Raw genomic sequence first — 26,188 nt, 5'->3', positions numbered from 1 at the left:
ATGGGCAGCGTGACGGAACGCGATCTTGCCGACGAGGGCCCTGGCCGGGCCGAGACCTTCCTCGACCTGCTGAGCTTGGAGCAGATCGAGGAGAACATCTTCCGGGGCTGGTGCCACGCGGGCGCCCCGCTGCGCGCCTTCGGCGGCCAGGTCGCCGCGCAGGCCCTGGTGGCGGCGGGCCGCACGGTGGTCCCCGACCGCCACGTGCACTCGCTGCACAGCTACTTCCTGCGCCCGGGCAGCACCACGGCGCCGATCGTGTACCAGGTCGACCGAGTCCGCGACGGGCGCTCGTTCGCGACCCGGCGGGTCACCGGCGTGCAGCACGGCGCGGTGATCTTCACGCTTTCGGCGTCGTTCAAGGTGCCGGAGGCGACCCCGGAGCACCGCCGCGCGATGCCCGACGTCCCGCTGCCGGAAGAACTGCCGGACCCGTACGAGAAGCTGACCCCCGAAGAGCGCGCGCACTACGAGGAGTCGCAGACCCGGCTGCTCATGGACCTGCGTTTCGTCCCGGCGGACAAGTCGCCGGAGACCCACATCGTCGACGGCATCCCGCACCAGAGGGTGTGGATGCGGGCCGCGAAGCAGCTCCCGGACGACCCGCTGCTGCACGTGTGCGGCCTGACGTACATGTCCGACCTGACGCTGGCCGGCACCGCGGCGAGGCCGTACATCACGAACCCGGCGAAGCTTCAGATGGCGTCGTTGGACCACGCGGTGTGGTTCCTGCGGCCGTTCCGCGCGGACGAGTGGCTGCTGTTCGCGCAGGCGTCGCCCTCGGCGCAGGACGCGCGCGGTCTGGCGATGGGCGAGTTCTACAACCACGACGGCGTGCTGGTGGCGTCGGTGGTGCAGGAGGCCGTGATCCGGCAGCGCTGAACCGCGTCGGGCGGCGAGCGGCGAGCGGTGTCGGGAAGCATCGACAGGCTCTGCGGACTCGCCCGGCATGTGCTGAACTTCCGTTCCTGGAACCGGAATTGCCGCTTCAGGGCTCGGCAGTTCGAGCGTGGGCGGCTAGGCTCCCCGAATTCGGATGCAAGGCTCGGGGGGCTGTCATGTCCGGGATGTTCGATCAGACGCCTGCGGCCGGACCGGCCTTCGCGTCGCCGGGGGTGGCGGCGGAGATTCGACGGGCGCGGGCCGGCGAACGACGCAAGCGGATCCGCGGGGTGCTCTACGGCCTGGTGATCTCCGGCGCACTGCTCGGGTACGGCTACGGCAGGCCGGACGGGCCGGCGGCAGGATTCGCGGTGGCCGTCGGCATCGTCTTCGTGATCGTCTTCCTGGTGGTGATCCCGGCTCGGCTCTCGCTGTACCGGCAGGAGGGCAGGCGCGTGCGCGAGTTGCTGCGGACGTATCCCTGGGTGCAGGTGCGCTTCCGCTTCGAGGAGCTCGAACACCCGGACGGATACCCGCTGGAGGGCCTGCGGTTGTTCCGGGCGGACGGCAGCACCCTGATCGACGTGCGGACGCCGTGGTCGAGTGAACTCCGGCAGCTGGTACGCGAGTCGCCGGTGTCGCGGCTGTGGTGCGCGGGTGATCCGGAGACCGGCGCGGTGATCGCGCTGCCGGGCGCCGCGCACGCCTTCGTGTACACGCCGGACGCCCTGCCGAGTCGGGCCTTGACCGCCGCCCGGGCCGGGCACGATCCGCACGCCGGGGTGCCGGCCGGGGTCGATCCGGCCGGGCTCGTGCTGCCGGCGCGACGGGGTGTGCGCCTGGTCCGGATCATCGTGTACAACCTGGCCGTGCTGGCGGTGCTCGCGATCGTCGGCGCCCTCACCAGGGTCGCCGGCGACGGTTCCTCGGTCGCCTGGAGCTACGGGATGCTTCCGATGCTGTACGGGCTCCTGGCGGTCGTGTTCGCGTTCATCCCCTTGACCGTGCCGGAGGTACGGATCGACACGACCGGCATCACCAGGACCTCGGTGCGGGGCAAGGTCGCGCACCTGCCGTGGGGCGAACTGACCGACGTCGAGTTCATCGCCCCCGACCTGGTGGCCTATCCACGCGGCGCCCGGCCCGGCGCTTCGCCCGCCGGCTACATGTCCGTGCGGACCGACGGGCGGATCGGGACCCTCGTGCTCCGCGAACGCGTCGGCCTGGGCCGGGCCGAGCGAGCCGCCCGCCGGGCCGCGCTCACGGCCGCGCTGCCGTACTTCGCGTGGACCGTGGCCCGTTCCGAGGTGCGCATCGGTCGGGGCGAGGCGCGGGCAGAGCCGGATCCGAACCCCTGAGCGGGTGGGCCGTCCGCGCGCCGCGGGCCCGGCGTCGGGTCAGCGGGCCTTCGGCGGGGTGAGTGCCTCCATGCCGGCGCGCAGGGCCGGGCGGGGGCCGTGGGAGCCCAGCTCGCGCAGGGCGAACATCAGGACGGCGATGTCGTCGATCAGGATCGGGTCGGGCAGCAGGTCGACCGGGCTGATCGCGTAGATCAGCGCGCCGTAGAACAACAACCTGTCGCGCCTGGTCGCCTCCGGGCCGCGAACGAGGCGCCAGGTCCGCAGCAGCCTGCGGACCAGCACCACGACGACCACGAGCATCGCGACGACGGCGACGGCCGCGATGCCGAGCAGGATGAGAACCCAGGTGTCCACGTGAGGCTTCTGCCCCGTCAGGCGCCGCCCACCCAGACCGTCTTGGCGTTGCAGAACTCGCGGATCCCGTGCTGCGCGAGCTCGCGGCCGTAGCCGCTGGTCTTGATCCCGCCGAAGGGCAGCTCGGGGTGCGAGGTGACCATGCCGTTGACGAACACCGCGCCGGCGTCCAACTCGGCGGCGCAGCGCTCCTGTTCGGCCTCGTCGGTGGTCCAGGCGTTGGCGCCGAGGCCGAACGGCGTCGCGTTCGCGAGCCCGATCGCCTCGTCGAGGTCGGCGACCCGGTACAGCCCCGCGACCGGGCCGAAGACCTCCTCGGCGTACATCCGCATGTCCGGGGTGAGGTCGGTGACCACCGTGGGCGGGTAGTACCAGCCGGGCCCGGCCGGCCGCTCGCCGCCGCACAGCACACGGGCTCCCTTGGCCCTGGCGTCCTCGACCTGCTCGGTGACGTCGCGGACGCCCTGCTCCTGGGCGAGCGGGCCAACGTCGGTGCCCTCGACGGTGGGGTCGCCGACCTTGAGCGCGGCCATGTTCGCGGTGAACGCCCGCGCGAACGCGTCGTAGACGTCGGTGTGCACGATGAACCGCTTGGCCGCGATGCAGCTCTGGCCGTTGTTCTGGGTGCGGGCCGTGGTCGCGGTCTTGGCGGCGGCCTCGATGTCGGCGGAGGGCAGCACCAGGAACGGGTCCGAGCCGCCGAGCTCCAGGACGGTCTTCTTGAGCTCGCGCCCGGCGATCGCCGCGATCGAGCGGCCGGCGGCCTCGCTGCCGGTCAGCGTCGCGGCCACCACGCGCGGGTCGGACAGCACGTGCTCGACCAGCCGGGCCCCGATCAGCAGCGTCTGGAACGCGCCCTCGGGGAATCCGGCCCGGGTGAACAGCTCCCCCATGTACAGCGCGGTCTGCGGCACGTTCGAGGCGTGCTTGAGCAGCCCGGTGTTGCCCGCCATGAGCGCCGGCGCGGCGAACCGCATGGCCTGCCACAGCGGGAAGTTCCACGGCATCACGGCCAGCACCGGCCCGAGCGGCTCGTACCGCACATACGCCCGCCGCGCCCCGACCGCGTCGGCGTCGGCCGGCTCGTCGGCGAGGAACCCGGCGGCCCGATCGGCGTAGAACCGACACAGCCTCGCGCACTTGGCCACCTCGGCCTCGGCGGCGACGAGCGTCTTGCCCATCTCGGCCGTCATCACCGCCGCGACCTCCGCCCGCTCCGCGTCCAGCAGGTCGGCGGCCCGCCGCATTGCCGCTGCGCGCACGTCGTACGGGTCCCGCCGGTGCGCTCGGAACACCTCGGCGGACCGAGTGACGCACGCGTCGATCTCACGCTCGGTGAGCTCCGTGAACTCCTTGAGCGTCTCACCGGTCGCCGGATTGACGGACGCGATGGCCATGGGCCCTCCAGATAACCAGGGTGACGAAATCGATCGGCGGGTCCTACGCCGACCCGTTACCCACCCCACGCCGGATGACACAGCGACCTGTAATCATGCCGAAATGAACGAACAAGCCATCCCGATCCTGCGCGTGGCCGACGCCGCGAAGGCCGTCACGTGGTACGAGCGCCTGGGCTTCGAGAAGCAGTGGGAACACCGCTTCGAACCCGACTTCCCGGCCTTCGTCGAGGTGGCCCGAGGCGACGTCCGGCTCTTCCTCTCGGAACACACCGGCGACGCCACCCCGAACACCCTGATCTACCTCCGCGTCCACAACGTCGACGAGGTGGCCCAGGAATTCGCCACCCCCGTGCAAGATCCCCCCTGGGCCCGAGAACTCCACCTCACCGACCCCGACGGCAACCGCCTCAGAATCGGCACCCCCACAGACAAGTAACCCCACCCATCACCCCACCAACAAACACAACCCCCGCTGATACCCCACATGCGCCTCGGCGATCGGTACCGCGACCCCGGGCGGCGCCGCGAAGAACTTGGGTAGGCAGTGCGCGACGATCCGGCCGGTGGCGTCGTCCACGATCAGACCGCGACAGCGCGTGGTCACCGGCGTCCACAGGTTCTCGAAGGCGCATCTTCGCGTGTATGTGTAGATGGACAGCGGGAGTTCGGGATGTCGCCTGCGGGCGACCAGGCCCTCGGTCAGTGCGGCGGCGAGTTCGTCGGGGCGGAACAGGGCGGCCAGTGCGCCGGGTTCGGTCACGGTCGGGAGCGTAACCGCGGGGCGGGTCGGGGTTCGCTGGGTTTTCGGGTGCGGCGGGGTCAGGCGATGGCGGGCAGGGTCGTGCGGGCCAAGTGGGCCAGGGCGGCCTTGATGCGGGTGGGTGGGATGCCCTGTTCGCGTTGTCGGCGGTACAGCTCCGGGGCCAGTGGGGCGAGCAGGACGTCGGCGAGCGTCTCGGGGTCGGGAGTGGCCTTCGCCAGCAGCCGGACGTGGGCGTGCCAGAACGCGTACGCCCCGGTCTCGTAGCGGGCACTGCCGGTCTCGGCCCCCAGGAGCAGGTGCACGTGCCGCTCGAGGAGGTCGACCATCGCCGCGTAGAACGCCGCGAGGCGCTCCGCCGGATCGACCTCGTCCGGGCCCAGCGGGGGTGCGCCGCGCAGGATTTCGTGTTGCAGCGCGCGTTCGTGCTCGTCCAGTAGCGCCCGCGCGATGGATGCCCGGTCGGGATAGCGGCGGTACAGCGTGCCGCGGCCGATGCCGGCGGCCTTCGCGATGTCCTCCATCGTGACCGCGGCCGGATCGCCGGCCGCGAACAGCTCCTCGGCGGCGGCCAGGACCCGGGCGCGATTGCGGGCGGCGTCCGCACGTTCGCGCGGGGGCGCCGCACCGTCCTCGGCGACCGGGAGACCGGTGATCAAGTCGGTGCGTTTCGTCATGATCCCTACCCTAACCAGTAAGTGGACGCCGCGTCCACTTTGCTGTTACGTTCGAGCCCAACAAGTGGACAGTCCGTCCACTTAATCGTTGGGAGTTGCCATGCCCCACCTTCTGCACCTCGACTCCAGCGCCCGCGCCGACTCGTTCTCGCGCACGCTCGGCGCCCGCTTCGCCGACGCGTGGCGCGCGCGGCCGGACGCCGAGTACACCCACCGCGACCTCACCGCGCGCCCCGTGCCGCCGATCGACCAGGCCTGGACGGAGATCTGCGACACGATGCTGCGCGAGGGCATCACCGCGATCGAGGACTACCCGAGCGCGGTGCGCACGCCGGCGCAGCGCAAGGCGTGGGACGTGGTCGAGCCGCTGCTGGCCGAACTGGTCGCGGCCGACGTCGTGTTGATCGGCGCGCCGATGTACAACTTCGGGGTTCCGGCCCAGCTCAAGAGCTGGATCGACCAGGTCACGTTCCCGAAGATGTCGCTCGCGCCGCGCCGGTTCGTGGTCGCGTCGGCGCGCGGCGGCTCGTATCTGCCGGGCACGCCGCGGGCGCCCTTCGACCACCAGACGCGCTACCTCGTGGACTTCTTCACCGGTCACTACGCGATCTCGGACGCGATCGTGCTCGGTACCGAACTGACCAATTCGCTCGTGGATCCGGGGCTCGCCGAGCGCCTGGACCTGCACCGGACCTCACACGCGGAGGCGCTCGCGCGCGCCGCGGAGCTGGGGCGCTCACTTGTGGAGGGGTACTGATGGCCTGGCTGATCCTGCTCGGGGCGGGCCTCGTGGAGGTCGTGTGGTCCCAGAGCATCAAACCGACGGAGGGGTTCACCCGGCCGCTGCCGACCGTGATCTGCTTCGTACTCGGCGCCACGGCTGTGTATCTGCTGTCGGTGGCGATGCGCGATCTGCCGGTGGGCACCGCATATGCGGCGTTCACCGGGATCGGCACGGTCGGGGCGATCACGCTGGGGATCACGGTCCAGAATGATGCGGTGAGCGTGGGGCGGATCGCGGCGCTCGTGCTGATCGTGGGCGGGCTGGTGCTGGCTCGACTGGCGTCGGAAGGGTGAGGATGGCCCCGCGGCGCCGGGTCCAGGGGCGCGGCCTGTTTGCCCTCAAACGCCGGGCGGGCTCTGTTGGCCTCAAGCGCCGGCCGGGCTGTTTGGGCTCAAGCGCCGCCCGGGCTACTTGGGCTCAAACGCCGCCCGGGCTGCTTGGGCTCAGGCGCCGGCCGGGCTGTTTGGGCTCGTGGGTTGGGCGGTGTGGGTGGGGTCGGTTGCTGGTTGGGTGGGGTTTGGGGTGGGGCCGGTGCAGGGTGGCGGGGGTGAAGGGGCGCGGTGGGGGCTTGTGCTCGGTAACCTCGGAACGGGTTGGGCCGGGGTCCCGGGGGATCCGTGAAGCGGAGGAGTATCGATGTCGGTGACGCTCACGAAGGGGGGCAACTGCCCCTTGGCGGTGGCTTCCGTGGTGGTGGAGGTGGCCTCCGCGGCGCCCGTGGACGTTTCGGCGCTGTTGCTCGCCGCGTCCGGAAAGGTGCGCTCGGACGCCGACTTCGTGTTCTACAACCAGCCGACCGGCCCCGGCGTCCGGTTCCAGGCGGGTGGCCCGGGCCGTGCGGCGGCGGTCCTCGTGGACACCGCGGCGGTGCCGGCCGACGTGCAGACCGTGGTGGTGGCCGTGAGCCTCGACGGCCCGGCAGCGCCGGCCACGTTCGGCGGCACCACACCGCCCACCGCGACCGTGCGCGACGCGTCCGGCGAGGCGCTGGTGATCTTCACGCCGCACGGGCTCGGCCGCGAGACCGCGCTCGTACTGCTCGAGCTGTACCGGCGCGGGGGCGCGTGGAAGGTGCGCGCGGTCGGGCAGGGCTACGCCAACGGCCTCGCCGGCATAGCGACCGACTTCGGCGTCTCGGTCGACGACGACCCCGCGCCCACGCCCGCCCCGACCCGCCCGCAACCGGCCCCGACCCACGCCGGCCCGCCGCCCACGCCGCCGACCCCGGCCGCCCCGCAGCCGCCGCCGGCCCCGACCCCGCCCACCACCTCGATCCCGCCGCCGGTCCCCCGCCGCCCGGTGACCCCTCAACCCCTCCCGCAGCCGGCCCCGACCCCGACTCCGCCACCGACCCCCGTCGCGGCAACGCCCGCCTTCAACGCGGCCGGAGCCGACACCGGCACCGCCCCCGTCAACCTCGACAAGGGCCGGGTCAGCCTCCGCAAGGACCAGTCGGTGTCCCTGGTCAAGACCGGCGCCGCTCCACTGACCCGGGTCAGGATGGGCCTGGGCTGGGATCCGGCCAAGACCGGCGGCAGCATCGACCTCGACGCGTCCTGCATCGCGTTCGACGCGCAGGGCAAGAAGGTCGCGACCGTGTGGTTCATGAAGTTGTCCGGCCTGGACGGCGCGATCGAGCACTCCGGCGACAACCTCACCGGCGCGGGGGACGGCGACGACGAGTCGATCGTGGTCCGCCTCGACAGGCTCCCGCACAACGTCACGGGCCTCGTCTTCACCGTCAACTCGTTCCTCGGGCAGAAGTTCACCGAGGTCTCCCGTGCCTTCTGCCGCCTGGTCGACGACACCACCGACGCCGAGCTGGTCCATTTCGAGTTGTCGAACACCGAGCCGCGGACAGCCGTGTTGATGTGCAAGCTGGTCCGCGAGGGCCCGATCTGGACGATGACCGCCCTGGGCCGCTTCGCCGACGGCCGCACGGTGCGCAAGCTCGTGGACCCGGCCCGCGAGGCCCTCGGTCTCTGAGCCATCGAACCCGAGCCGCCAAACCCCGAGCCGCCCAACTTCGAGCCGCCCAACTTCGAGCCGCCCAACTTCGAGCTGCCCAACTTCGAGCCGAAACCCCGCCCCGGGCCCTACGGACAGGGCTCGCCGTACTTCACGACACCCACCTCCACCGTGGCGGACAGCGGCTCACCCGCGGCCGGTTGCTGGGTGCACACCATCCAGTGCGTCTCGATGAACACGGCCCGATTCCCGCCCAGGTCCGTCGCCTTGACGTGCGCGTCGCCGCGCAGCGCCGCGCGGACGATGTTGACGCTGCGGCCCACCACGGCGGGCATCCGGCCGCCGACGACCTTGGGCTCGGTGGTCGGGACCGCGCCCGGGCACTTCTCGTCGTGCCGGACCACACCCAGTTCGACCGGGAGCTCCTTGGCCAGCGGCCCCGCCGCGGGCTTCTGGTCGCACACCTTCCAACTGCTGTAGAGGAACTGCCGCCGCCCACGCCCACTCGCGTCGTGCGAGGTGACGAACCGATAGCCGGCCGCGCGGGCGCCGTCCCACGCCTTCTGCAGGTCGGCGCCGACCACGTCCGGCAGCACGTTCTTGGGCACCTGCGAGGGCTTCGCCGGCGGGGTGGTCGTCGCCCCGCCCACCTTTGCGGCCGGGGCCGACGGCACCGCCGGCGGGTTGGGCTGGGCGGTCGGAGTGCCCTCGGCCGCCGCCGACTTCGTGTCGTCCCCGCTCGCCTTGTTGATGAGCCCCACGATCACGAGAACGGCGACGGCCGCACAGATCACCCCGAGTCGTTGCTGCGGTTCATGCCACCACTTCATCCCTCAACGATGCGTCCACCGGCCCCGAAACGGGAGCGATCGGCACTCCGATCACCTCTTCGTGTGGTCTGCGCCCGATTCCGGAAACGCGTCCGGCCGCACCTCCCGAGCCGCCTCCCGCACCGCGAACTCGGTTGCCTGCCGCACCATCTCCGCCCGCGCGGGCCCCGGCACCCCCGTCACGATCCGCGTCGCCAACCCGTCCAGGAGCGAGTGCAGGCGCAGCACGTACCCGTCCGGATCCGGATGCGGCGCGATCACCGCCCGCAGGTCCTCGATCCACGGCCCCTCGATCTCCGCGCTCGCCGCGAGCACCTCCGGGTCGCCGAGCGCGCGCGTCCAGACCTCCAGCCACAGCGTCCAGCGGGAGTCCCCGCGCCCGTCCGGCAGGTACAGGTCGATGTACCCGGCCAGCCGCTCCGCGATCGGCCCGGCCGACTCGGCCAGCAGCGCCCGCCGCCGCTCCCCCAGGCGCTGTTCGCTCCACCGGAGCGTCTCGACGAGCAGTTGTTCCTTGGAGCCGAAGTAGTACGCGACATGCCCGCCGCTGATCCCGATCCGCTTGCCGAGGCCGGCCATCGTGAGCCGGGCGAGGCCGTGCTCGGCTATCGCTTCCATCGCGGCCTGCAAGACCACTTCCCTGGGCTGTTCCAGCCGCTTGCGCCGTGTCCCCGCCATGCTCAACACCCCTGGTTCGTTCGACGGCGGACCTCGCCTCGCCCCATGTTAGAACGTCGTTCAATACCACGCCCGGCGAGTCGGCGAGGCCATACTGGCCGGACGTACCGCCCGCCCCGCGAAAGGACCCACCATGGCATCCCAGCCGCTCACCGACGCCGAGCTGACCAAGGCCCTCGCCGACCTCCCCGGCTGGCAGGTCGCCGACGGCGACCTGGCCGCGACGTACAAGTCGCCCCGCCCGAACGTCGTCGCCTTCTACACCGCGGTCGCCGCCGCCGAGGACGCCGCGGACCACCACGCCCGGATCACCATCCTGTACGGCACGCTCTCCTTCGCCCTCAACACCCACGACGCCGGTGGCGCGATCACCGCCAAGGACGTGGACATGGCCGAACGCATCACGGCGCTGGCCGCCGAGCACGGAGCCACCGTCCAGCCCTGACCCGGTCGCGGTGCGCGTCCGCCCACCCTTCATCGGGAGCTTCCCGGCCGTTCATCGAAACGACCACACCGGCGCATAGCCTCCGGGCATGAGCACCGACGCACCGGCGTCCCCCCGCTTTCCGGCCACCCCACTCGGGTGGCTCATGCCATTCGTCGGCGTGACCGCGGCCGGGTGGTTGATCGGCACCTACGCGGTCCGCGCGGCCGCGCAGGGCTCGTGCGACGACTTCGGGCAACGCGGCTGCACCGGCGACGACTTCGGTCCGTCCCTGATCGGTCTGGCGGGCCTGGTGCTGCTCCTCGGCCTGATCGCCGCCGCGGTCGTGTCCGGGGTCGCGCGCCGCCGGATCCCGGCGTTCGGCGCGACCCTGCTGTACGCGAGCGCGGTGGCGATCCTGGCCGCCCGCACCGAACCCGCGTCGGACGCGGGCTGGTACATCCCGACCGCGACCGCGCTGGCCCTGATCGTGCTGCTCGCCGCCCTCGCGGCCTTCGGCGCCGGCGAACGCGGCCGACCGAACACCGCCGCGCCGCAGGGCATCCCCACGCCCGCCGGCGACGCGCTCACCGACGACGCGTCCACCGCCACCGAGCCCCACGCGCAGCCGTACCGGGCCTGACGCGCCGTCACCACGCGGCGGAACAGGACGGCAACGCGGCGCGAAGCGCCTGGCCGGAGCACGGCGGGGTGAGCCGAAGCGAAGCACGGCAAGGTGAGCCGGGGCAGGACGAAGCGCGGCGAAGCACGGCGGGGCGGGAGCCAACCCCGCCCCGCCGACCGTCACACCTTCGGCTGCTGCTGCGTGATGCAGTGGATGCCGCCGCCGTTCGCGAAGATCTCGCGCGCGTCCACGAGTTCGATCGTGCGGCCCGGGAAGAGCTTGCCGAACGTCGCCGCGTTCTCCTCGTCGCGCGGGTCGTCGAAGCCGCAAAGGATCACCGCGTCGTTGGCGACGTAGTGATTGATGTAGCTGAAGTCGACCCAGTCGTCGTGCGCTTCGAGCACGGTCGGCGCCGGGATCTCGACGACCTCCAACGGACGGCCCCGGGCGTCGGTGGACGCGCGCAGCAGCGCCACATTCTCCTTGCCGACCTCGTGGTCCGGGTGCGCCGGATCGGGCTGCACGTGCGCCAGGACCAGGCCCGGACGCGCGAAGGACGCGACGATGTCGATGTGGCCGCGCGTGCCGTACAGGCCGTAGTCGCGGGTCAGCCCGCGCGGCAGCCAGATCACCTTGTCCACCCCGAGGAACGCCTTGAGCTCGGCCTCCACCTGCTCCTTGGTCCACCCGGGGTTGCGGCCCTCGTCGAGCTGGACGGTCTCGGTCACGAGCACCGTGCCCTCGCCGTCGACGTGGATGCCGCCACCCTCGTTGACCATCCGCGACGCGTAGCGACGCACGCCGGCGGCCTCGATCACGTGCTCGGCGATGTGTTGGTCGTGCTCCCAGGAGGCCCACTCCTGCGCGCCCCAGCCGTTGAAGACCCAGTCGGCGGCCGCGAGTCCGCCCTTCCCGTCGGTCAGGAAGGTCGGGCCGATGTCGCGCATCCACGCGTCGTCGAGCGGCTTCTCGATGATCGTGAGCGGGCGCCCGACGTAGTCCCGCACCGTGTCCGACTCACCCAGGTCGGTGACGAGGGTGACCGGCTCGTAGCGCGCGATCGTCTCGGCGACCTTGCCCCACGCGGCCCGCGCGGTGTGCAGGTCCTCCTCGCCGAAGGTCTCGTTGCGGCTGGGCCACGCCATCCACGTGCGCTCGTGCGGAACCCACTCCGCCGGCATCGAGAAGCCGTCTGCTGCCGGGGTGTTCGTCATGTCAGCAATCCTTCGAACTCGGATCTACAGGAAGTACAAGCGGTTCAACGACACCGACTCGGCGGCCTCCGAGGTGACGAGCTCCCCGTCCATCGTCACCGCCCCCGTGTCGGCGGCGACCCGGATCTCGGCCAGGCGGTTGTTGTGCACCATCTGCGCGGGACCGATGCCCCGGGTCCCGCGCACGCCCACGCGGCGACGCCGGGTCGGCATCAGGTCGCCGCCGGTCTCGGCCGCCGCCTGTGAGGTGAACGCCACCGACAACTCGGCCGGCGCCGCTCCGTGCGCGCCGAACTGCGGGCCCAGGACCAGCGGTTCGCAGTTGTCGGTGGACGCGTTCGGATCGCCGACGACGCCGTACGCCGGGAAGCCGCTCTTGAGCACGAGTTGTGGCTTGGCGCCGAACCACTGTGGATGCCACAGCACGATGTCGGCCATCTTGCCGACCTCGATCGAACCGACCTCGTGCGCGAGGCCGTGCGCGATCGCGGCGTTGATGGTGAGCTTCGCGATGTACCGCTTGACCCGCTCGTTGTCGTGCCGTTCGTGCTCGGCGCCGCGCTCGAACTTCATCTTCCCGGCCATCGCGAACGTGCGCCGCACGGTCTCCCCCGCGCGACCCATGCCCTGCGCGTCGGAGGAGGTGATCGGAATGACCCCGAGGTCGTGCAGCACGTCCTCGGCGCCCATCGTCCCGGCCCGGATCCGGTCGCGGGCCATCGCGGCGTCGCCCGGCAGGTCGGTCTTGAGCCCGTGCGCGGACACGATCATGCCGAAGTGCTCGCCGAGCGCGTCGCGCCCGAACGGCAGCGTGGGGTTGGTGGAGGAGCCGATCACGTTGGCCACCCCGGCCATCCGCATCACGTTCGGCACGTGGCCGCCGCCGCAGCCCTCGATGTGGTACGCGTGGATGGTCCGGCCGTCGAGCACCGACAGGGTGTCCTCCACCGACAGGCACTCGTTGAGCCCGTCGGTGTGCAACGCGACCTGCACGTCGTGGTCTTCGGCGACCCGCAGCGCGGTGTCCAGGGCCCGCGCGTGCGCACCCATGTCCTCGTGCACCTTGAAGCCCGACGCGCCGCCCTCGATCAGCGCCTCGTCCAACGGACCCCGACCGGAGGACGAACCCCGGGCCAGGAACGCGATGTTGACCGGCCACGCGTCGAACGCGGAGAACGCGTGCCGCAGCGCCCACGGCGAGTTCACGCCGACGCCCCACACCGGGCCGAACTCCTGGCCCACGATGGTCGTCACGCCGGAGGCGAGCGACGCCTCCATGATCCGCGGCGACAGCAGGTGCACGTGCGTGTCGATGGCGCCGGCGGTGGCGATCAGCCCCTCGCCGCTGACGATCGTGGTGCCGGTCCCGACCACGACCTCGACGCCGTCCTGCGTGTCCGGGTTGCCCGCGCGGCCGATCGACGCGATCCGGCCCTCGCGGATGCCGATCGAGACCTTGCGGATGCCCTGGATCGCGTCGATCACCACGACGTTGGAGATCACCACGTCGCACGTGTCGCGGACCGGGATCGCCTTGAGGTGCAGCCCGTCGCGGGCGGTCTTGCCGAAGCCCGCGAGGAACTCGTCACCCGGCAGCGCCGAGTCGTGCTCGATCTCGATCACCAGGCCCGAGTCGCCCAGCCGCATCAGGTCGCCGGCCCGCGGGCCGTACGTGGACGCGTAGTCGCGGGGGTCCATCACATCACCACTGCCGCCGCTCACGAGGCGTCACCTTCCTTGCGATACACGGAACCCGACGGCCCGTCGGAACCTGACGAGCCATCGGAGGCCGGCGACCCGTCGACCGGCTCCGCACCCAGATACCCGCACGCGTGTGCCTTGCGCAGCGCCTCTTCCCGAGCGCCCGGCGCGTCCAACGGCCCGTCCACCAGGCCCGCGAAGCCGATCGCGACGCGCGCGCCGCCGATCGGGACGAGCCGGACCTCGACCGTGGCCCCCGGGTCGAACCGCACGGTGGAGCCGGCCGGGATGGCGAGCCGGCGCCCGTAGCCCCTCGCCCGGTCGAAGCGCAGGCGCGGGTTGGTCTCGAAGAAGTGGAAGTGCGACGTGACGCTGATCGGCACCTCCGACATGTTGGTCACCGGGACCAACGCGATGTCGGCGTCCGTGTACGGGTCGATCGCCGGGCCGCCCGGGATGACCGCGCCCGGCGCGTCGTCGCCCAGCGAGCCGACGCCGCCCGTCGGCGCTGCCGCCGCGCCGGTGCGGGAACCGTGCCCGTGGCAGTGCACCTCGGTCGCGCCCACCGGCGCCCGCTCGGCGGACCGGAACGGGTCGGTCACGACCGCCAGCCGGGTCGCGTCCTCGAACACCGCCTCGACCTTGACGTCGGCCACCACGTCCACGACCCCCGGCAGCACATCGGCGACGCCGAGCACGGACCGCCCCGCCTCGATCGCGTCGGCCAACCTCGCCCCGTCCCGCGCCGCCTCGCACACGGTGTCCGCGATCAGCGCGGCCGCCTCGGGAACGTTCAACAGCAAACCCCGCGAACGGCGCGCGCGAGCCAACTCCGCAGCCGTGAAGATCAGCAGCCGGTCCCGCTCTGTGGGCGTCAGCCGCATGCGCACCTCCGTATTGAATGGCGTTCAATCGGCATTGAACGCCATTCAATACACCCCTGTCAACGCCCCACCCCAACCCCCCAACCAGGCCATCCCCAAACACCGGACGCCCTGACCCACCACCCAAATAACGCCAAACTCCAGCCCGGCCGGCGCTTGAGGACAACGCGACGAGGCCAACCCAGCCCGTCCGGCGCTTGAGGACAACGGAACGAGGCCCACCCAGCCCGTCCGGCGCTTGAGGACAACGGAACGAGGCCGCCAACCCAGCCCGGCCGGCGTTTGAGGCCGCCTGGCCGGAGGCCGGCTTCGATAGCCCGGCCGGCGATTGAGGCCATCGCACGGCGCGGGCAACCGCCGACGGCCCGCTCACCCCCGCGCCGGCGCCCCCTTCGGGAAGAACTCGGCGCCCTGGACGTACTCCATCGCCGCGATGAACTCCGGGTCGCCCAGCCGGCGTTCGAGTTCCTCCGGGGCGACGTCCTCCACGTGCGTCTGGATCCACCACAGGTTCCCGAACGGGTCCCGGACCCGGCCGACCCGGTCACCGAAGAAGAGGTGCGTCACCTCCGTGACCGAGGTACCGCCGGCCGCGACCGCGCGCCGGTGCGCCTCGTCGGCGTCCTCGACGTACAGGCGCAGGTACGCGGGCGACGCGGGGGCGTCCGGGCCGATGTCGAACATCATCACGATCGCGTCGCCGATCCGCACCTCGGCGTGCCCGATCAGCCCGTTCTCGCCGACGAACCGGGAGCCCGGCACCTCCACGGCGCCGAACGTGGCCGTCAGGTACTCGATCAGCCCGGCCGTGTCGTGCGACAGGATCCACGGCGTCACGGTGGTGTAGCCGTCGGGGGTGGCCTTGACGCTCGTGTCCTTCTTGTCGTTCATGGCGTTCATGCAGCTGCCTCCAAAGCGCGAAACCGGGAGGCCGATCCGCCGTCGACCTCGTGACCTCACGCTATTCGCCATATAGGTCGGATCCTGTCCTGAAGGGCCGGCATCCTCGAATCCATGACCGCGACTCCCGCACGGCTGCTGAACCTGCTGTCCCTGCTCCAGACCCCGCGCGAATGGCCGGGCAGCGAGCTGTCCGCCCGCCTCGAGGTGAGCCCGCGCACCATCCGCCGCGACATCGAGCGGCTGCGCGAGCTCGGCTACCCGGTCGAGGCCACGCGCGGCGCGGACGGCGGCTACCGCCTGGTCGCGGGCACGGCGATGCCGCCGCTGCTGCTCGACGACGAGGAGACCGTGGCGATCGCGGTCGGCCTGCGCGCGGCGGCCGGGAACGCCGTGGCGGGCATCGAGGAGGCGTCCGTCCGCGCGCTCGCCAAGCTCGAACAGGTACTGCCGTCGCGGCTGCGCGCCCGGGTGCGCGCGATCGGCGGCGCCACTCTCCCGCTGGTGGGGTCCGGGCCGACCGTCGACCCGGAGTCCCTCGCGGTCCTGGCCGGTGTGATCGCCAACCACGAGAAGCTGCGCTTCGTCTACCGCACCGCCGCCGGCACCGAGAGCAGGCGCTTCGTCGAGCCGAACCGGCTGGTGTCGGCCGGACGCCGCTGGTACTTCGTGGCGTACGACGGCGACCGCGCCGACTGGCGGACGTTCCGGGTGGACCGGATGCGCGACCTGAACGCCACCGGCGCCCGCAGCCCCGAGCGCGAGCTGCCCGACGCGGACGCCGCGGCCTACATCGAGCGCACCACGCTCGCCGCCGCGCCGATCCACCGGGCCGACGTCACGCTCCACGCGCCCGCCGAGCAGGTCGCCGTCCGCCTCGGCGACGCCCTCGGCACCGGCGACTCCGCCGCGCGGCTGGAGGCGATCGACGCGAACAGCTGCCGGCTGAGCGACTACGTCGACACGCTCGAATGGCTCGCGTTCCGGCTGTCGATGCTCGGCTGCGAGTTCGAGGTGCACGGCCCGCCCGAGCTGAGGGACCACCTCCGCGCGCTGGGCGGTCGGATCACCCGTGCCGCGGGTGATCCGACCGCCCGATGAGAATCCGCGAGCCCGGTCCGGTCCGGAACCTCAGCGACCCTCGAACGGCCAATGCCCCGGGTCGAGTTCGCGCCGTTCGTAGGCGGCCACGATCTCCTTCTCGGCCGCGTCGCGCCCTTCCCAGTGCGAGCCCTCGACGGACTTGCCGCGCTCCAGGTCCTTGTAGACCTCGAAGAAGTGCGCGATCTCGTTCAGCTGGAACGCCGGAACGTCGGCGATGTCCTGCATCGGACCGCGCCTCGGGTCGCGGGCCGGGACGCACAGGACCTTCTCGTCGGGGCCCTTCTCGTCGCTCATCACGAACATGCCGACGGTGCGACAGCGGATCAGACACCCCGGGAACGTCGGCTCGTCCAGCAGGACCAGGACGTCGAGCGGTCCGCCGTCGCCGCCCAGGGTGCGGTTCACGAAGCCGTAGTCGGCGGGATAGGCGGTGGATGTGAACAACATGCGGTCGAGCCTGATGCGTCCCGTGCGGCGGTCCATCTCGTACTTGTTCCGACTGCCCGCGGGAATTTCCACGACGACGTCGAACTCCACGACGGCTCCTTAACGGCCTATGGATCAAGACCCGATATACGCGGCATTCCGCATTCCTGACGTACCGTCGTGGACCTTCCCACGCCGCCGTGCCGTTACGCACGTGAAGCACGGGACAACCGAGCGACCAATTCCTCGCCATCACCCGAACGCGTCGACTCTTGACTCGGTCAACTAAGTAAGGTTTCCTGTCCATCGGCCCAGCCGCACGCCTCAGCACTCCCCCCAGACCCACCAGGAGCAGCCGTGATCCGGATCGAGGACGCCGACCGCGTCAGGACCATCACGCTCGACCGCCCCGAAGCGCTCAACGCGTTCAACGAGGCGCTGTACGACGCGACCACCGAGGCGCTGATCGACGCCGCCGCCGATCCCACCGTGGCCGTGGTGGTGCTGACCGGCGCCGGGCGGGCGTTCTCCGCCGGCACCGACCTGATCGAGATGGCCCAGCACAACAGCGGGACCAAGATCAAGGGCAAGCACGGCTTCGGCGGCATGATCGACCGGGTCCAGGCCTTCCCCAAGCCGCTGCTCGTGGCGGTGAACGGGCTCGGCCTCGGGATCGGGGCGACCATCCTCGGCTTCGCCGACCTCGCGTTCATGGCCGACACCGCGCGGTTGAAGTGCCCGTTCACCTCGCTCGCGGTCGCGCCGGAGGCGGCCAGCAGCGTGACCTTCCCGCAGCTGATCGGCCGGCAGAACGCGATGTGGGCGCTGCTGAGCAGCGAGTGGCTCAGCGCCGAGGAGTGCCTCGACATGGGTTTGGTGTTCAAGGTGTGTCCGGCCGACGAGCTGCTCGACGTGACGATGCGGCACGCCCGCGTACTGGCCGCCAAATCGATCCCGTCGCTGATCGAGAGCAAGCGGGCCGTCCTGGACGCGCTGGGCGACCAGGCGGTCCTGGCCCGCCGGCGCGAGGACGCGGCGTTCGGCCGCCTGCTCGGCAAGCCGGCCAACATCGAGGCGCTGACCGCCTTCGCCGAGCGCCGCGAGCCCGACTTCGCGGCGATCGACGCGCTCGGCGGCTGAAACCCGGCGCGGCGCGGGACGAGGCGGCGCGAGGCGGCGGGAGCCGTGCGTCAGGGGGTGATCCGGGGCGGTAGCGGGCGAACAGCGACGGCTTGTCATGGTTTGCCGAGGCTTACAGGATACTGACTGCTCGCACCTCCGTTCCCTTCCTCAGGATCAGCGCCACCCATGAGCAGTTCGGATACCCCCGACCCGGTCGGCGGTACGGCCGGCAGCACGGCTGTAGCCCACCCGCCCGTCGCCCACACCGAGGAAGCGCACCACCTCGGCCACACGCTCAAGCCCCGGCACATGACGATGCTCGCCCTCGGCGGCGCGATCGGGGCCGGGCTGTTCGTCAGTACCGGCGCCGGCATCCACACCGCCGGGCCCGGCATCCTGATCTCGTACGCGCTCGCGTCCGTGCTCGTGCTGCTCGTGATGCGGATGCTCGGCGAGATGGCGGCGGCCGTACCGCGCAGCGGCTCGTTCTCCGAGTACGCGGGCGCCGCGTTCGGCCGATGGGCCGGCTTCACGGTGGGCTGGCTGTACTGGTGGATGGTCACGATCGTGCTCGCGGTCGAGGCCTCGGGGGCGGCCGCGATCGCGCACGGATGGCTTCCGGGCGTACCGATCTGGGTGTTCTCGCTGGTGATCATGCTGGTCTTCACCGGCGCGAACCTGCTCGCGGTGCGGTCGTTCGGCGAGTCCGAGTTCTGGTTCGCGACGATCAAGATCCTGGCGATCGTCGGGTTCCTGATCCTCGGCGCGCTCGCGATCATGGGTTGGCTGCCCGACGCCGACGCACCCGGTCTGGACAACCTCACCGGCAAGGGCGGCTTCCTGCCGAACGGCTGGGACGGCGTGATCGCCGGGCTGCTGGCGGTCGCGTTCTCGTTCGGCGGCCTGGAGATCGTCACGATCGCCGCCGCCGAGTCGGACAACCCCGCGCGCAACGTGGCCCGCGCGGTGCGCGCGGCCGTGTGGCGCATCCTGCTCTTCTACATCGGCTCGGTCGCGATCATCGCGACGCTGCTGCCGTGGGACTCCGACCGGCTCGGCAGCCCGTACGTGTCGGTCCTGGAGGACATCGGCATCCCGGGTGCCGCGAACGTGATGGACATCGTCGTCTTCACGGCGCTGCTCTCCGCGCTGAACTCGATGCTGTACGGCGCGTCGCGGATGGCCTTCTCCCTGTCCAAGCGCGGCGAGGGCCCGCGCCGGCTGTCCCGGGTGGCCGGCAACGGCGTCCCGCGAGTCGCCGTGCTGGCGTCCTCGGCGTTCGGCTTCATCGCCGCGCTGCTCAACGTGTGGTGGCCCGAGCAGGTGTTCAAGCACCTGTTGAACTCGGTCGGCGCGATGCTGCTGTTCGTGTGGTTCGCCATCGCCGCGTCGCAGCTCGTCCTGCGCCGGCGAATCGAGCGTGAGGACCCGGACCGGCTGATCGTGCGGATGTGGGCGTTCCCGTACCTGACCTGGTTCGTGATGATCGCGCTCGCCGCGGTCTCGATCCTGATGCTGTTCGACGCGGACGCTCGCCCGCAGTTGCTCTCCTCGGTGGTCGTGGTGGCCGTCGTACTTGCCTTCGCGCTGGTCCGCGAGGGCCGCAGGCGCGGGCTGCGCAAACGGGCGCGGGCACGGTTTTGAACCGGGCCACGGCCCACCCCCGTTGAGCCGGAGCACCCCCGGGATGTGAGGATCCCGGTCATGGCCGACTACCTCTCGCCGGGCGACGTCGCGGAACGCACCGGCTTCAGCCTGTTCGATGACGACCGAACAGTGACGCGGCCCCGCCGGGCGCCCGGTGCGGTGCGGGGCGGTGCCAGGAAGCCGAAACTGTGAAGCCGAAACCTATGCCGAAGCCGAGGCCGCCTCGGCGGCCGTGCGGGCGACCGTCGCGCCCTGGGCGGCGAGCGGCTCGGCGCGCGCGGCGGTGGCTCACCGCGATGGCCCGCTCCGCGCACGGGGTCGCCGAGCAGCTGCACAGCGGCGACTACACCACGGGCGTGGTGTCCACCCTGGCGATGCAGGTCGCGGGCGGCGCGACGCTGCTGCGCACGGCCGAGGAACAGGGCGTCGGCACCGAGTTGTTGACCCCCTACCTGGCGCTGCTGCGGCGCCGGCTCGCCGACGGACACGGCGACGAAGGCGGTACCGGGGTGATCGACCTGTTGGCCGGCTGACCCGGCGCGGGGCCGATCGGGGGATGTTTCGGACCAGAACCGTCCGGGACGGGCGCGCGGGTCCTGCCGCGCCGCGAGAGCACCGCCGACCCGCCGACCCTCGGCCGGGGCACGGACGGCGGATCCGGGGTCCATCCCGTGCCTGTTCGGCGGGTCGCCGGACGAGTTCCTTGACATCAAGGGGACTTGAGGTTCGAGACTGATCGCACATTGTCCGTCGAGTCCCGGGAGCCCCCGATGCGCGCGATCCGTCTGAACGAGTTCGGCCCCGCCGAGAACCTGCGGTACGAAGAGGTCGCGACGCCCGAGCCGGGGCCGGGCCAGGTCCGCATCGCGGTCGCCGCGGCGGGCGTCCACCTCGTCGACACGATGCTGCGCACGGGCGAGGCCCAGGGCCCCTTCCCGCTGCCCACGCTGCCGGTCACGCTCGGCCGCGAGGTGGCGGGCACCGTGGACGCGATCGGCCCCGGGGTGGACCCGGCCCTGGTCGGCACTCGCGTGGTGGCCCACCTGGGCAACGCGAACGGCGGCTACGCGGAGTTCGCGATCACCGACGACCAGGCGCTGCTGGCGCTGCCCGAGCACGTACCGGCCGAGATCGCGGTGGCGATGGTCGGCACCGGGCGGACCGCGCTGGGCATCCTGGAGGTCGCGGCGATCAAGGCCGACGACGTGGTCCTGGTCACGGCCGCCGCCGGCGGGTTGGGCACCCTGCTCGTCCAGGCCGCGCGCAACGTCGGCGCGGTCGTGGTGGGGGTCGCGGGCGGGGCGGCGAAGGTGGCCGCGGTGGCCGCGCTCGGGGCCGACGTCGCGGTGGACTACACCGCCGACGACTGGGCCGGGACGGTCCGCCGCGAGCTGGCCGGGCGGCCGGTGACGGTGGTCCTGGAGAGCGTCGGCGGCGCGATCGGCCGGGACGCCTTCGACCTGCTCGCGCGCGGCGGCCGGATCGTGACGTACGGCTGGTCCTCGGGCGCGCCGGTCCCGGGCCTGGACGAGGCCGCGGCGGCCGTCGGAGTGGCCGCGGAGAACCCGCTGGGCCCGCGGATGACGAACCGCCCGGGCGGCATCAAGGCCCTCGCCGAGGCCGCCCTCGCGGCCGCTGCGGCCGGCGAACTCACCCCGTCGGTGACCACGTTCGCGCTCGCCGACGCGGCGGACGCACACACCGCCCTGCTCGCCCGCAAGACCGTGGGCAAGGTCGTCCTGACGCCGTAGCGGGCCGGGACGGGGCCGGGCGAGCGCGGCCCCGTCAGGCCGACCGGCGCAGGTCCTCGTAGGCCTCGAGCGCCTCGACCGGATCGGTGCGCGCGGCGAGTTCGCGGGCGACGACGCGCGCGTCCAGGATCGCCTGCGACGCGCCGTCGGAGCCGATCGGGAAGGTCGCGTGCGCGGCGTCGCCGAGCAGCGTCACGCGCCCGTCGGACCAGCTCGGCAGCGGCTCGCGGTCGAGCATCGGGTACTCGTAGGCGATGTCCGCGTTCGCGATCACCGACGGGACGTCGAGCCAGTCGAAGTCCCACTCCTCGAAGTGCCGCGTGATCGTGTCCAGTTCGACCGGCCGGTCCCAGTCGCCACGCTCGGGCGGTTCGCCCTCCAGCGGGCGTTCGGCGATCCAGGTCAGCAGCGCCGGCCGCTCGCCCTCGGCCGCGCGGATCGGGTAGGCGACGAACCTCTGCTCGCCGTCGCCCGCCATGATCATCGAAGACCCGGTCAGGAACGCCGGCGCGGGCGACGTCCCACGCCACAGGACCAGGCCGTTCCGGCCCGCGGGGCCCTCGTTCGGGTACATCAGCGCGCGGCCGGCCGAGTTGATCCCGTCGGCCGCGATCAGCACGTCGGCCTCGTCGGTGACCGTGTCGCCCGCGGGGTCGGTGAACTCGACGGTGACGCCGTCGGCGGTCTGCGCGTACCCGGTCAGCCGCAAGCCCGTGCGCAGCGACTCGGCGCCGAGCCAGGCGAGTTGCGCGCGCAACAGCAGCATCTGCAACTCGCCCCGGTGGACCGCGAACTGCGGCCAGTCGTAGCCGGCGTCGAGCCCGCACGGCTCGCTCCGGACGCGGCTGCCGCGGCGATCGAAGCGGACCAGTTCGGCGGTGGCCACCGAGATCTCGGCGAGGTCGTCGTACAGGCCCAGTTCGGTCAACGCGCGAACCGCGGGCGGAAGCAGGTTGATCCCGACCCCGAGCGGGCGGATCTCCTCCACCGCCTCGTACACGGTCACGTCGGTGATACCCGCCGCGTGCAGACTCAGGGCTGTGGTCAGCCCGCCTATGCCGGCTCCGGCGACGACAACGCGCACGAGTGCCCCTGTATGGGTGGTTGGGATGTTGTCGCACGCAGGCTACGCGCCGGCCGAGGTCACCCGTTCGGGGGGTGGCTCGGAATCGACCCGATCGGCTCGGACGGCGGAGCATAACGGGACGGACGGGCGGCCGGCGGCCAGAATCGGCTCATGGGCACCCCTTCCAGCAACCGCGTGGACCTCCCGGAGCTTCCCTACGAGGCGTGGGTCGACACCCTCGACACGCTGCACCTGTTCGCGCAGATCGTCGGCAAGGTCAAGCTCGCCGCCACCCACCCGCAGAACCACTGGTGGAACGTCACCTTCACGGTGGACGCGCGCGGCTTCACGACTCGGCGGATGAGCGTGGACGGGGTCACGTTCGACATCGCGTTCGACTTCGTCGACCACCGCGTGGTCTTTCGCACCGACCGCGGCGACGTGCGCGAGATCGCGCTCGTGGACGGGCTGAGCGTGACCGAGTTCGACATCGACGTGCACGGGGTGCTGGAGGAGCTGGGGATCGACGTACCGCTCCTGGAGCGGCCGTTCGGCATCGCGCATCTGACCACGCCGTTCCGCGAGGACACCGAGCACGCGAGCTATCGGGCCGAGTACGCGCAGCGGTTCTGGCGGATCCTGAACTGGTCGGCGGACGTGTTCGAGGAGTTCATGGGCTGGTTCGACGGCAAGACCACGCCCGTGCAGCTGTTCTGGCACTCGTTCGACCTCGCGCTGACCCGCTTCTCCGGCAAGCGGATCGAGCCGCCGATGAGCGGGGTGGACCCGGTCACCGCCGAGGCGTACTCGCACGAGGTGATCTCGTTCGGCTTCTGGGCCGGCGATCCGAGCCTCCCCTACCCGGCCTACTACTCGTACGCCGCGCCCAAGCCCGACGGGGTCGAGAAGCAGCCGCTGTCCCCGCCCGAGGCGGCCTGGCTCCCGGACGGCTCCCGCTCGACGCTGGCCTACGACGTGGTCCGCACCGCCGACGACCCGCGCCGCACCCTCCTGGGCTACCTCCAGTCCAACTTCGCCGCGAGCGCGACCTCGGCCGGCTGGCCCACCGAAGAACTGCGCTCCAACTGGTGCCCGACCACCGAACAACTCCACGCCCTGTCCCGAGCGGGCCTCTGAAGCCCGGGGCGCCGCGCGGGCACGGCACGGCACGGGGGCACGCCCTAGCGAGTGTCCTTCCACGTCCAAGTCGTCGTCGCCGTCAGCGGGTCGCCGGGGCGGACCAGGTGGGCCGTGGGGCCGACCAGGCCGTTCGGCGGGCCGGTCTCCGGCTCCACGCACACGTGGTCGGCGGGCAGGTCGTACACCACGGTGTAGTCGCAGTCCGACGTCATCCGCAGCCGCAGCGCACCCGGCCATTCCAGCGTCGCGTCCAGCCCGCCGGGCGTTCCGTAGCAGTCGTCCCGGGGCCCGGGGACCGGCGGGATCCGCCGTCCGGTGGGCAGGTAGTCGGCGCCCCGCTCCTCCTGCCAGGCCGGCTCGAAGGACAGCCGCAGCGGCCCGCCGACGCCCAGGTCCCGGCGGAACCACGGATGCCAGCCGGCCTGCGCGGGGAACGTCGCCTCGTCGGACTCGATCCGGAGCGTCGTCACCAGCCCGTCCGGCAGCACCGTGAAGGTCTGCTCGATCCGGCCCGCGAACGGCCACGGGTGGTCCAGCACCAGCTCGAAGACGGCCGATTCCGCGTCGCCGCCCATGTGCTTCCAACCGGCCCGATAGCCCAGGCCATGCAGCGCGTGCGGCGGCGCGTCGGCGGGGAACTCGTGCACGGAGCCGTCGAATTCGAACCGCGCCCCGCCCATCCGACCCACCCACGGCGCCATCGGATAGCTGCCCCACTCGGCCGGGTGCTCGCCCCCCGTCCGCAACAGTTCGAGCCCGTGCGCGCGCAGGGAGCCCAGCCGGCAGCCGGCCGCCGGCAGGATCAGCGCCTCGGCGCCTTCGGAACGCAACCACACTTCGCCGTCGATCATGCTCGGCAGATTACGCGTAGCGTTCCTTGAGCTTGTTCTTGAGGACCTTTCCGGCCGGATTCCGAGGCAGCACCGGAACGATCTCGACGCGTTCCGGGAACTTCTGCCGCATGAGTTCCCGTCCGGACAGGTAATCCCCGATATCACGCAGATTCGGCGGAATCGAGGGATCCGCCGGCACGATCACCGCGCACACCATTTCACCGCGTTCGGGGTCGGGCAATCCGATCACCGTGACCTCGGCGATCGCGGGGTGCGCGCTGAGCAGGTCCTCGACCTCCTTGGCGCTGATCGTCTCGCCCTTGCGCAGGATGACGTCCTTGAGCCGGCCGGTGATGTACACGTTGCCGGCCGCGTCGACCCGGCCCAGATCGCCGGTCCGCAACCGCCCGGCCGCGTCGAAGGCGTCGGCGTCGAGCGCGGCGTCCACATAGCCGCGCATCAACTGTGGACCGGTGGCCCGAAGTTCGCCTTCCGCGCCGAGCGGCAGGACCGCGTCGTCCGGCCCGACCACGGACAGCTCGACGCCGTGCGTGGGCCGCCCCTCCGCGTGCGCGAGCGCGTCGTCGGAGTCCCCCGGGCCGGCCATGGTCAGGATCGGCGCCTCGGTCAGGCCCCAACCGGCCAGGATCCCGGCGCCGCCCAGCTCCTTCTTGACGTCGTGGTGCAGCCCGGGCGGCTTGGGCGCGCCGCCGCCGGGGCAGCTGCGCAGCTCCGGGAACAGCGGGTCGCCGGCCGGTCTGCGGCGCTGCGCGGCCAGCCAGGTCTGGTGGAAGACCGTGCCCGCGCCGGCCAGCGTGACCCGTTCGCGGCGCAGCAGTGCGGGCGTCTCCTCGGGGTGGAACGCCTCGGTCAGGATCAGCGTGACGCCGTGCGTGAGTGCCGCGGTCAGCCAGGTCGTGCAGCCGCCGATGTGCGCGAACGGGAAGACCAGCGCGACCCGGTCCCCGGCGACGGCGCCGATCCGGTCCGCCATGCCGACCCCGGCGGCCATGATGCTCGCGTCGGTGTGCCGGGCGCCCTTGGGGTCGGCGGTGGTGCCGGAGGTGTAGAAGTACCAGCGCACGGGGGCGTCGGCGGGCGTCGCGGGAACGGCCGGCGGGGGCGGGAGCACGGCGGGATCGCCCGTGGGCAGCCGACCGTCGACGACCAGGACTTCGAGGCCGTGCACACGATCGCGCACGCGTCGGGCCAGCTCCGGATAGTCGAATCCGCGCCACTGCGGTGGGACCACCAGCAGCGAGGCGCCGGTCTGCTTGGTCACGAAGGCGAGTTCGCGTTCGCGGTAGATCGGCATCACCGGGTTCTGTACGACGCCGAGCCGGGCGAGCGCGCCGACCAGCACGACGGACTCGATCCAGGTCGGCAGCTGCCACGTGACGGTGTCGCCCTCGCCGAGCCCGTGCGTGTACAGGAAGGCCGCGGTGGCCTCCGCCGCGTCCCGGAACCGCGCGTAGGTCATCCGCCGACCGCGCTCGTCGACCATCAGCTCTCCGTCGGGCGACGCGGCCGCCCGCGACTCGATGGCCGCCCACAGGCTCGTGTGTGTCACAGTCGTGCCCTCCTCGCCGGGTCGTCCCGAATACCTATCAGGAACGTTCGCGACCGAACAGGGCACGCCCGTCGGCCGCGGCGGCGC

Annotated in this window: 28 protein-coding genes and 1 pseudogene; 15 read left to right on the top strand and 14 right to left on the bottom strand. The window is 71.9% G+C overall.

All coding sequences use genetic code 11. From position 1 onward, the window contains the following. Together OG928_RS26540 and OG928_RS26535 are read left to right on the top strand one after the other, a co-directional pair. On the top strand, positions 1 to 882 hold the full coding sequence (locus tag OG928_RS26540; RefSeq protein ID WP_406288127.1) for an acyl-CoA thioesterase: 882 nt from the start codon (positions 1 to 3) through the stop codon (positions 880 to 882). Between the two features lie 185 nt (positions 883 to 1,067). Further along, the gene (locus tag OG928_RS26535) at positions 1,068 to 2,240 is read left to right on the top strand and encodes a hypothetical protein (protein WP_406288125.1); all 1,173 of its coding nucleotides are present in this window, start codon (positions 1,068 to 1,070) and stop codon (positions 2,238 to 2,240) included. A gap of 39 nt (positions 2,241 to 2,279) precedes the next feature. Here OG928_RS26535 and OG928_RS26530 read toward each other — a convergent pair whose 3' ends face one another. After that, complete coding sequence (locus OG928_RS26530; RefSeq protein ID WP_406288123.1) at positions 2,280 to 2,597, bottom strand: YkvA family protein; 318 nt, start codon at positions 2,595 to 2,597, stop codon at positions 2,280 to 2,282. A gap of 17 nt (positions 2,598 to 2,614) precedes the next feature. After that, positions 2,615 to 3,994, bottom strand: a complete 1,380-nt coding sequence (locus OG928_RS26525) for an NADP-dependent succinic semialdehyde dehydrogenase (RefSeq protein WP_406288120.1) — start codon at positions 3,992 to 3,994, stop codon at positions 2,615 to 2,617. A 103-nt stretch (positions 3,995 to 4,097) separates the two neighbouring features. On the opposite strand from OG928_RS26525, the gene OG928_RS26520 reads away from it, so the two are divergent. Beyond that, entirely contained in the window at positions 4,098 to 4,433 is a 336-nt protein-coding gene (locus OG928_RS26520; protein WP_406288118.1) for a glyoxalase superfamily protein, read from the top strand. Positions 4,434 to 4,442: 9 nt separating this feature from the next. Here the strand turns inward: OG928_RS26520 and OG928_RS26515 are convergent, their stop codons facing one another. Both OG928_RS26515 and OG928_RS26510 read right to left on the bottom strand, forming a co-directional pair. After that, a complete protein-coding gene (locus tag OG928_RS26515) occupies positions 4,443 to 4,757 on the bottom strand; it encodes a hypothetical protein (RefSeq protein ID WP_406288115.1) in 315 nt (104 codons plus the stop codon). A 59-nt stretch (positions 4,758 to 4,816) separates the two neighbouring features. Next, positions 4,817 to 5,434 (bottom strand): TetR/AcrR family transcriptional regulator, encoded by a 618-nt coding sequence (locus tag OG928_RS26510; RefSeq protein WP_406288113.1) that lies wholly within the window; start codon positions 5,432 to 5,434, stop codon positions 4,817 to 4,819. A gap of 100 nt (positions 5,435 to 5,534) precedes the next feature. On the opposite strand from OG928_RS26510, the gene OG928_RS26505 reads away from it, so the two are divergent. From OG928_RS26505 to OG928_RS26495, 3 genes are all read left to right on the top strand, one after another. Beyond that, on the top strand, positions 5,535 to 6,191 hold the full coding sequence (locus OG928_RS26505) for an FMN-dependent NADH-azoreductase (protein WP_406288111.1): 657 nt from the start codon (positions 5,535 to 5,537) through the stop codon (positions 6,189 to 6,191). Then, the gene (locus OG928_RS26500) at positions 6,191 to 6,511 is read left to right on the top strand and encodes a DMT family transporter (RefSeq protein WP_406288109.1); all 321 of its coding nucleotides are present in this window, start codon (positions 6,191 to 6,193) and stop codon (positions 6,509 to 6,511) included. The genes OG928_RS26505 and OG928_RS26500 overlap by 1 nt, the downstream gene beginning before the upstream one ends. A 343-nt stretch (positions 6,512 to 6,854) precedes the next feature. Beyond that, on the top strand, positions 6,855 to 8,204 hold the full coding sequence (locus tag OG928_RS26495) for a TerD family protein (RefSeq protein ID WP_406288106.1): 1,350 nt from the start codon (positions 6,855 to 6,857) through the stop codon (positions 8,202 to 8,204). 110 nt (positions 8,205 to 8,314) lie between these two features. On the opposite strand, the gene OG928_RS26490 is transcribed toward OG928_RS26495, so the two are convergent. Continuing rightward, positions 8,315 to 9,016, bottom strand: coding sequence for a hypothetical protein (locus tag OG928_RS26490; protein WP_406288103.1), 702 nt, complete (start codon positions 9,014 to 9,016; stop codon positions 8,315 to 8,317). A 51-nt stretch (positions 9,017 to 9,067) separates the two neighbouring features. Next, complete coding sequence (locus OG928_RS26485) at positions 9,068 to 9,694, bottom strand: TetR/AcrR family transcriptional regulator (RefSeq protein WP_406288101.1); 627 nt, start codon at positions 9,692 to 9,694, stop codon at positions 9,068 to 9,070. 133 nt (positions 9,695 to 9,827) lie between these two features. On the opposite strand from OG928_RS26485, the gene OG928_RS26480 reads away from it, so the two are divergent. Both OG928_RS26480 and OG928_RS26475 read left to right on the top strand, forming a co-directional pair. Then, positions 9,828 to 10,139 carry a 4a-hydroxytetrahydrobiopterin dehydratase gene (locus OG928_RS26480; protein ID WP_406288100.1) on the top strand — a complete coding sequence of 104 codons (312 nt, stop codon included), beginning with the start codon at positions 9,828 to 9,830 and terminating at the stop codon, positions 10,137 to 10,139. A gap of 88 nt (positions 10,140 to 10,227) precedes the next feature. Continuing rightward, entirely contained in the window at positions 10,228 to 10,761 is a 534-nt protein-coding gene (locus OG928_RS26475) for a hypothetical protein (protein WP_406288098.1), read from the top strand. Positions 10,762 to 10,922: 161 nt separating this feature from the next. Here OG928_RS26475 and OG928_RS26470 read toward each other — a convergent pair whose 3' ends face one another. From OG928_RS26470 to OG928_RS26455, 4 genes are all read right to left on the bottom strand, one after another. Beyond that, the gene (locus OG928_RS26470; RefSeq protein WP_406288096.1) at positions 10,923 to 11,957 is read right to left on the bottom strand and encodes an agmatine/peptidylarginine deiminase; all 1,035 of its coding nucleotides are present in this window, start codon (positions 11,955 to 11,957) and stop codon (positions 10,923 to 10,925) included. Between the two features lie 24 nt (positions 11,958 to 11,981). Further along, positions 11,982 to 13,655, bottom strand: a complete 1,674-nt coding sequence (locus tag OG928_RS26465; RefSeq protein WP_406291220.1) for an urease subunit alpha — start codon at positions 13,653 to 13,655, stop codon at positions 11,982 to 11,984. 20 nt (positions 13,656 to 13,675) lie between these two features. Further along, positions 13,676 to 14,542 (bottom strand): urease subunit gamma, encoded by an 867-nt coding sequence (ureA, locus tag OG928_RS26460; protein ID WP_406288094.1) that lies wholly within the window; start codon positions 14,540 to 14,542, stop codon positions 13,676 to 13,678. 369 nt (positions 14,543 to 14,911) lie between these two features. Continuing rightward, positions 14,912 to 15,442, bottom strand: a complete 531-nt coding sequence (locus OG928_RS26455) for a VOC family protein (RefSeq protein WP_406288092.1) — start codon at positions 15,440 to 15,442, stop codon at positions 14,912 to 14,914. Between the two features lie 114 nt (positions 15,443 to 15,556). Between OG928_RS26455 and OG928_RS26450 the strand changes: the two genes are divergently transcribed. Next, positions 15,557 to 16,543 (top strand): helix-turn-helix transcriptional regulator, encoded by a 987-nt coding sequence (locus tag OG928_RS26450; protein ID WP_406288091.1) that lies wholly within the window; start codon positions 15,557 to 15,559, stop codon positions 16,541 to 16,543. Positions 16,544 to 16,573: 30 nt separating this feature from the next. Here OG928_RS26450 and OG928_RS26445 read toward each other — a convergent pair whose 3' ends face one another. Next, positions 16,574 to 17,083 carry an inorganic diphosphatase gene (locus OG928_RS26445; RefSeq protein WP_406288089.1) on the bottom strand — a complete coding sequence of 170 codons (510 nt, stop codon included), beginning with the start codon at positions 17,081 to 17,083 and terminating at the stop codon, positions 16,574 to 16,576. Positions 17,084 to 17,329: 246 nt separating this feature from the next. Here OG928_RS26445 and OG928_RS26440 point away from each other — a divergent pair, with 246 nt between their 5' ends. The 5 genes and pseudogenes from OG928_RS26440 to OG928_RS26420 all read left to right on the top strand — a co-directional run bounded on the left by OG928_RS26440 (position 17,330) and on the right by OG928_RS26420 (position 21,492). After that, the gene (locus OG928_RS26440) at positions 17,330 to 18,112 is read left to right on the top strand and encodes an enoyl-CoA hydratase/isomerase family protein (protein ID WP_406288087.1); all 783 of its coding nucleotides are present in this window, start codon (positions 17,330 to 17,332) and stop codon (positions 18,110 to 18,112) included. Positions 18,113 to 18,280: 168 nt separating this feature from the next. Beyond that, positions 18,281 to 19,738: an amino acid permease gene (locus tag OG928_RS26435; RefSeq protein WP_406288084.1), complete on the top strand. Its 1,458-nt coding sequence runs from the start codon at positions 18,281 to 18,283 to the stop codon at positions 19,736 to 19,738. Positions 19,739 to 19,798: 60 nt separating this feature from the next. Beyond that, the gene (locus OG928_RS26430; RefSeq protein WP_406288082.1) at positions 19,799 to 19,933 is read left to right on the top strand and encodes a hypothetical protein; all 135 of its coding nucleotides are present in this window, start codon (positions 19,799 to 19,801) and stop codon (positions 19,931 to 19,933) included. A 59-nt stretch (positions 19,934 to 19,992) separates the two neighbouring features. Next, positions 19,993 to 20,274: pseudogene (locus OG928_RS26425) on the top strand (NAD(P)-dependent oxidoreductase); the annotation flags it as partial. A 237-nt stretch (positions 20,275 to 20,511) separates the two neighbouring features. Continuing rightward, positions 20,512 to 21,492, top strand: coding sequence for a zinc-binding dehydrogenase (locus tag OG928_RS26420; RefSeq protein ID WP_406288080.1), 981 nt, complete (start codon positions 20,512 to 20,514; stop codon positions 21,490 to 21,492). Positions 21,493 to 21,526: 34 nt separating this feature from the next. Here OG928_RS26420 and OG928_RS26415 read toward each other — a convergent pair whose 3' ends face one another. Continuing rightward, positions 21,527 to 22,576 (bottom strand): FAD-dependent monooxygenase, encoded by a 1,050-nt coding sequence (locus tag OG928_RS26415; protein ID WP_406288077.1) that lies wholly within the window; start codon positions 22,574 to 22,576, stop codon positions 21,527 to 21,529. Positions 22,577 to 22,729: 153 nt separating this feature from the next. On the opposite strand from OG928_RS26415, the gene OG928_RS26410 reads away from it, so the two are divergent. Next, entirely contained in the window at positions 22,730 to 23,695 is a 966-nt protein-coding gene (locus OG928_RS26410) for a DUF5996 family protein (protein WP_406288075.1), read from the top strand. Positions 23,696 to 23,739: 44 nt separating this feature from the next. On the opposite strand, the gene OG928_RS26405 is transcribed toward OG928_RS26410, so the two are convergent. Both OG928_RS26405 and OG928_RS26400 read right to left on the bottom strand, forming a co-directional pair. After that, positions 23,740 to 24,549 carry an aldose 1-epimerase gene (locus tag OG928_RS26405; RefSeq protein ID WP_406288073.1) on the bottom strand — a complete coding sequence of 270 codons (810 nt, stop codon included), beginning with the start codon at positions 24,547 to 24,549 and terminating at the stop codon, positions 23,740 to 23,742. A 10-nt stretch (positions 24,550 to 24,559) separates the two neighbouring features. Continuing rightward, positions 24,560 to 26,101: a class I adenylate-forming enzyme family protein gene (locus OG928_RS26400; RefSeq protein ID WP_406288070.1), complete on the bottom strand. Its 1,542-nt coding sequence runs from the start codon at positions 26,099 to 26,101 to the stop codon at positions 24,560 to 24,562. Positions 26,102 to 26,188: the final 87 nt, after the last annotated feature.

The organism is Embleya sp. NBC_00896 (genome assembly GCF_045207785.1).
Classification (GTDB): domain Bacteria; phylum Actinomycetota; class Actinomycetes; order Streptomycetales; family Streptomycetaceae; genus Embleya.
Note: the sequence above shows the minus strand (reverse complement) of the source record. Positions and strands in the feature narration are given on the sequence as shown.

Bases quoted from the DNA above. Each gene is read 5' to 3' on its own strand.
- OG928_RS26500 (WP_406288109.1), top strand. From the start codon at position 6,191: ATGGCCTGGCTGATCCTGCTCGGGGCGGGCCTCGTGGAGGTCGTGTGG.
- OG928_RS26420 (WP_406288080.1), top strand. From the start codon at position 20,512: ATGCGCGCGATCCGTCTGAACGAGTTCGGCCCCGCCGAGAACCTGCGG.
- OG928_RS26540 (WP_406288127.1), top strand. From the start codon at position 1: ATGGGCAGCGTGACGGAACGCGATCTTGCCGACGAGGGCCCTGGCCGG.
- OG928_RS26495 (WP_406288106.1), top strand. From the start codon at position 6,855: ATGTCGGTGACGCTCACGAAGGGGGGCAACTGCCCCTTGGCGGTGGCT.
- OG928_RS26410 (WP_406288075.1), top strand. From the start codon at position 22,730: ATGGGCACCCCTTCCAGCAACCGCGTGGACCTCCCGGAGCTTCCCTAC.
- OG928_RS26485 (WP_406288101.1), bottom strand. From the start codon at position 9,694: ATGGCGGGGACACGGCGCAAGCGGCTGGAACAGCCCAGGGAAGTGGTC.
- OG928_RS26465 (WP_406291220.1), bottom strand. From the start codon at position 13,655: ATGGACCCCCGCGACTACGCGTCCACGTACGGCCCGCGGGCCGGCGAC.
- OG928_RS26510 (WP_406288113.1), bottom strand. From the start codon at position 5,434: ATGACGAAACGCACCGACTTGATCACCGGTCTCCCGGTCGCCGAGGAC.
- OG928_RS26455 (WP_406288092.1), bottom strand. From the start codon at position 15,442: ATGAACGCCATGAACGACAAGAAGGACACGAGCGTCAAGGCCACCCCC.
- OG928_RS26450 (WP_406288091.1), top strand. From the start codon at position 15,557: ATGACCGCGACTCCCGCACGGCTGCTGAACCTGCTGTCCCTGCTCCAG.
- OG928_RS26505 (WP_406288111.1), top strand. From the start codon at position 5,535: ATGCCCCACCTTCTGCACCTCGACTCCAGCGCCCGCGCCGACTCGTTC.
- OG928_RS26480 (WP_406288100.1), top strand. From the start codon at position 9,828: ATGGCATCCCAGCCGCTCACCGACGCCGAGCTGACCAAGGCCCTCGCC.
- OG928_RS26520 (WP_406288118.1), top strand. From the start codon at position 4,098: ATGAACGAACAAGCCATCCCGATCCTGCGCGTGGCCGACGCCGCGAAG.
- OG928_RS26470 (WP_406288096.1), bottom strand. From the start codon at position 11,957: ATGACGAACACCCCGGCAGCAGACGGCTTCTCGATGCCGGCGGAGTGG.
- OG928_RS26435 (WP_406288084.1), top strand. From the start codon at position 18,281: ATGAGCAGTTCGGATACCCCCGACCCGGTCGGCGGTACGGCCGGCAGC.
- ureA (WP_406288094.1), bottom strand. From the start codon at position 14,542: ATGCGGCTGACGCCCACAGAGCGGGACCGGCTGCTGATCTTCACGGCT.
- OG928_RS26535 (WP_406288125.1), top strand. From the start codon at position 1,068: ATGTTCGATCAGACGCCTGCGGCCGGACCGGCCTTCGCGTCGCCGGGG.
- OG928_RS26490 (WP_406288103.1), bottom strand. From the start codon at position 9,016: ATGAAGTGGTGGCATGAACCGCAGCAACGACTCGGGGTGATCTGTGCG.
- OG928_RS26475 (WP_406288098.1), top strand. From the start codon at position 10,228: ATGAGCACCGACGCACCGGCGTCCCCCCGCTTTCCGGCCACCCCACTC.
- OG928_RS26525 (WP_406288120.1), bottom strand. From the start codon at position 3,994: ATGGCCATCGCGTCCGTCAATCCGGCGACCGGTGAGACGCTCAAGGAG.
- OG928_RS26405 (WP_406288073.1), bottom strand. From the start codon at position 24,549: ATGATCGACGGCGAAGTGTGGTTGCGTTCCGAAGGCGCCGAGGCGCTG.
- OG928_RS26430 (WP_406288082.1), top strand. From the start codon at position 19,799: ATGGCCGACTACCTCTCGCCGGGCGACGTCGCGGAACGCACCGGCTTC.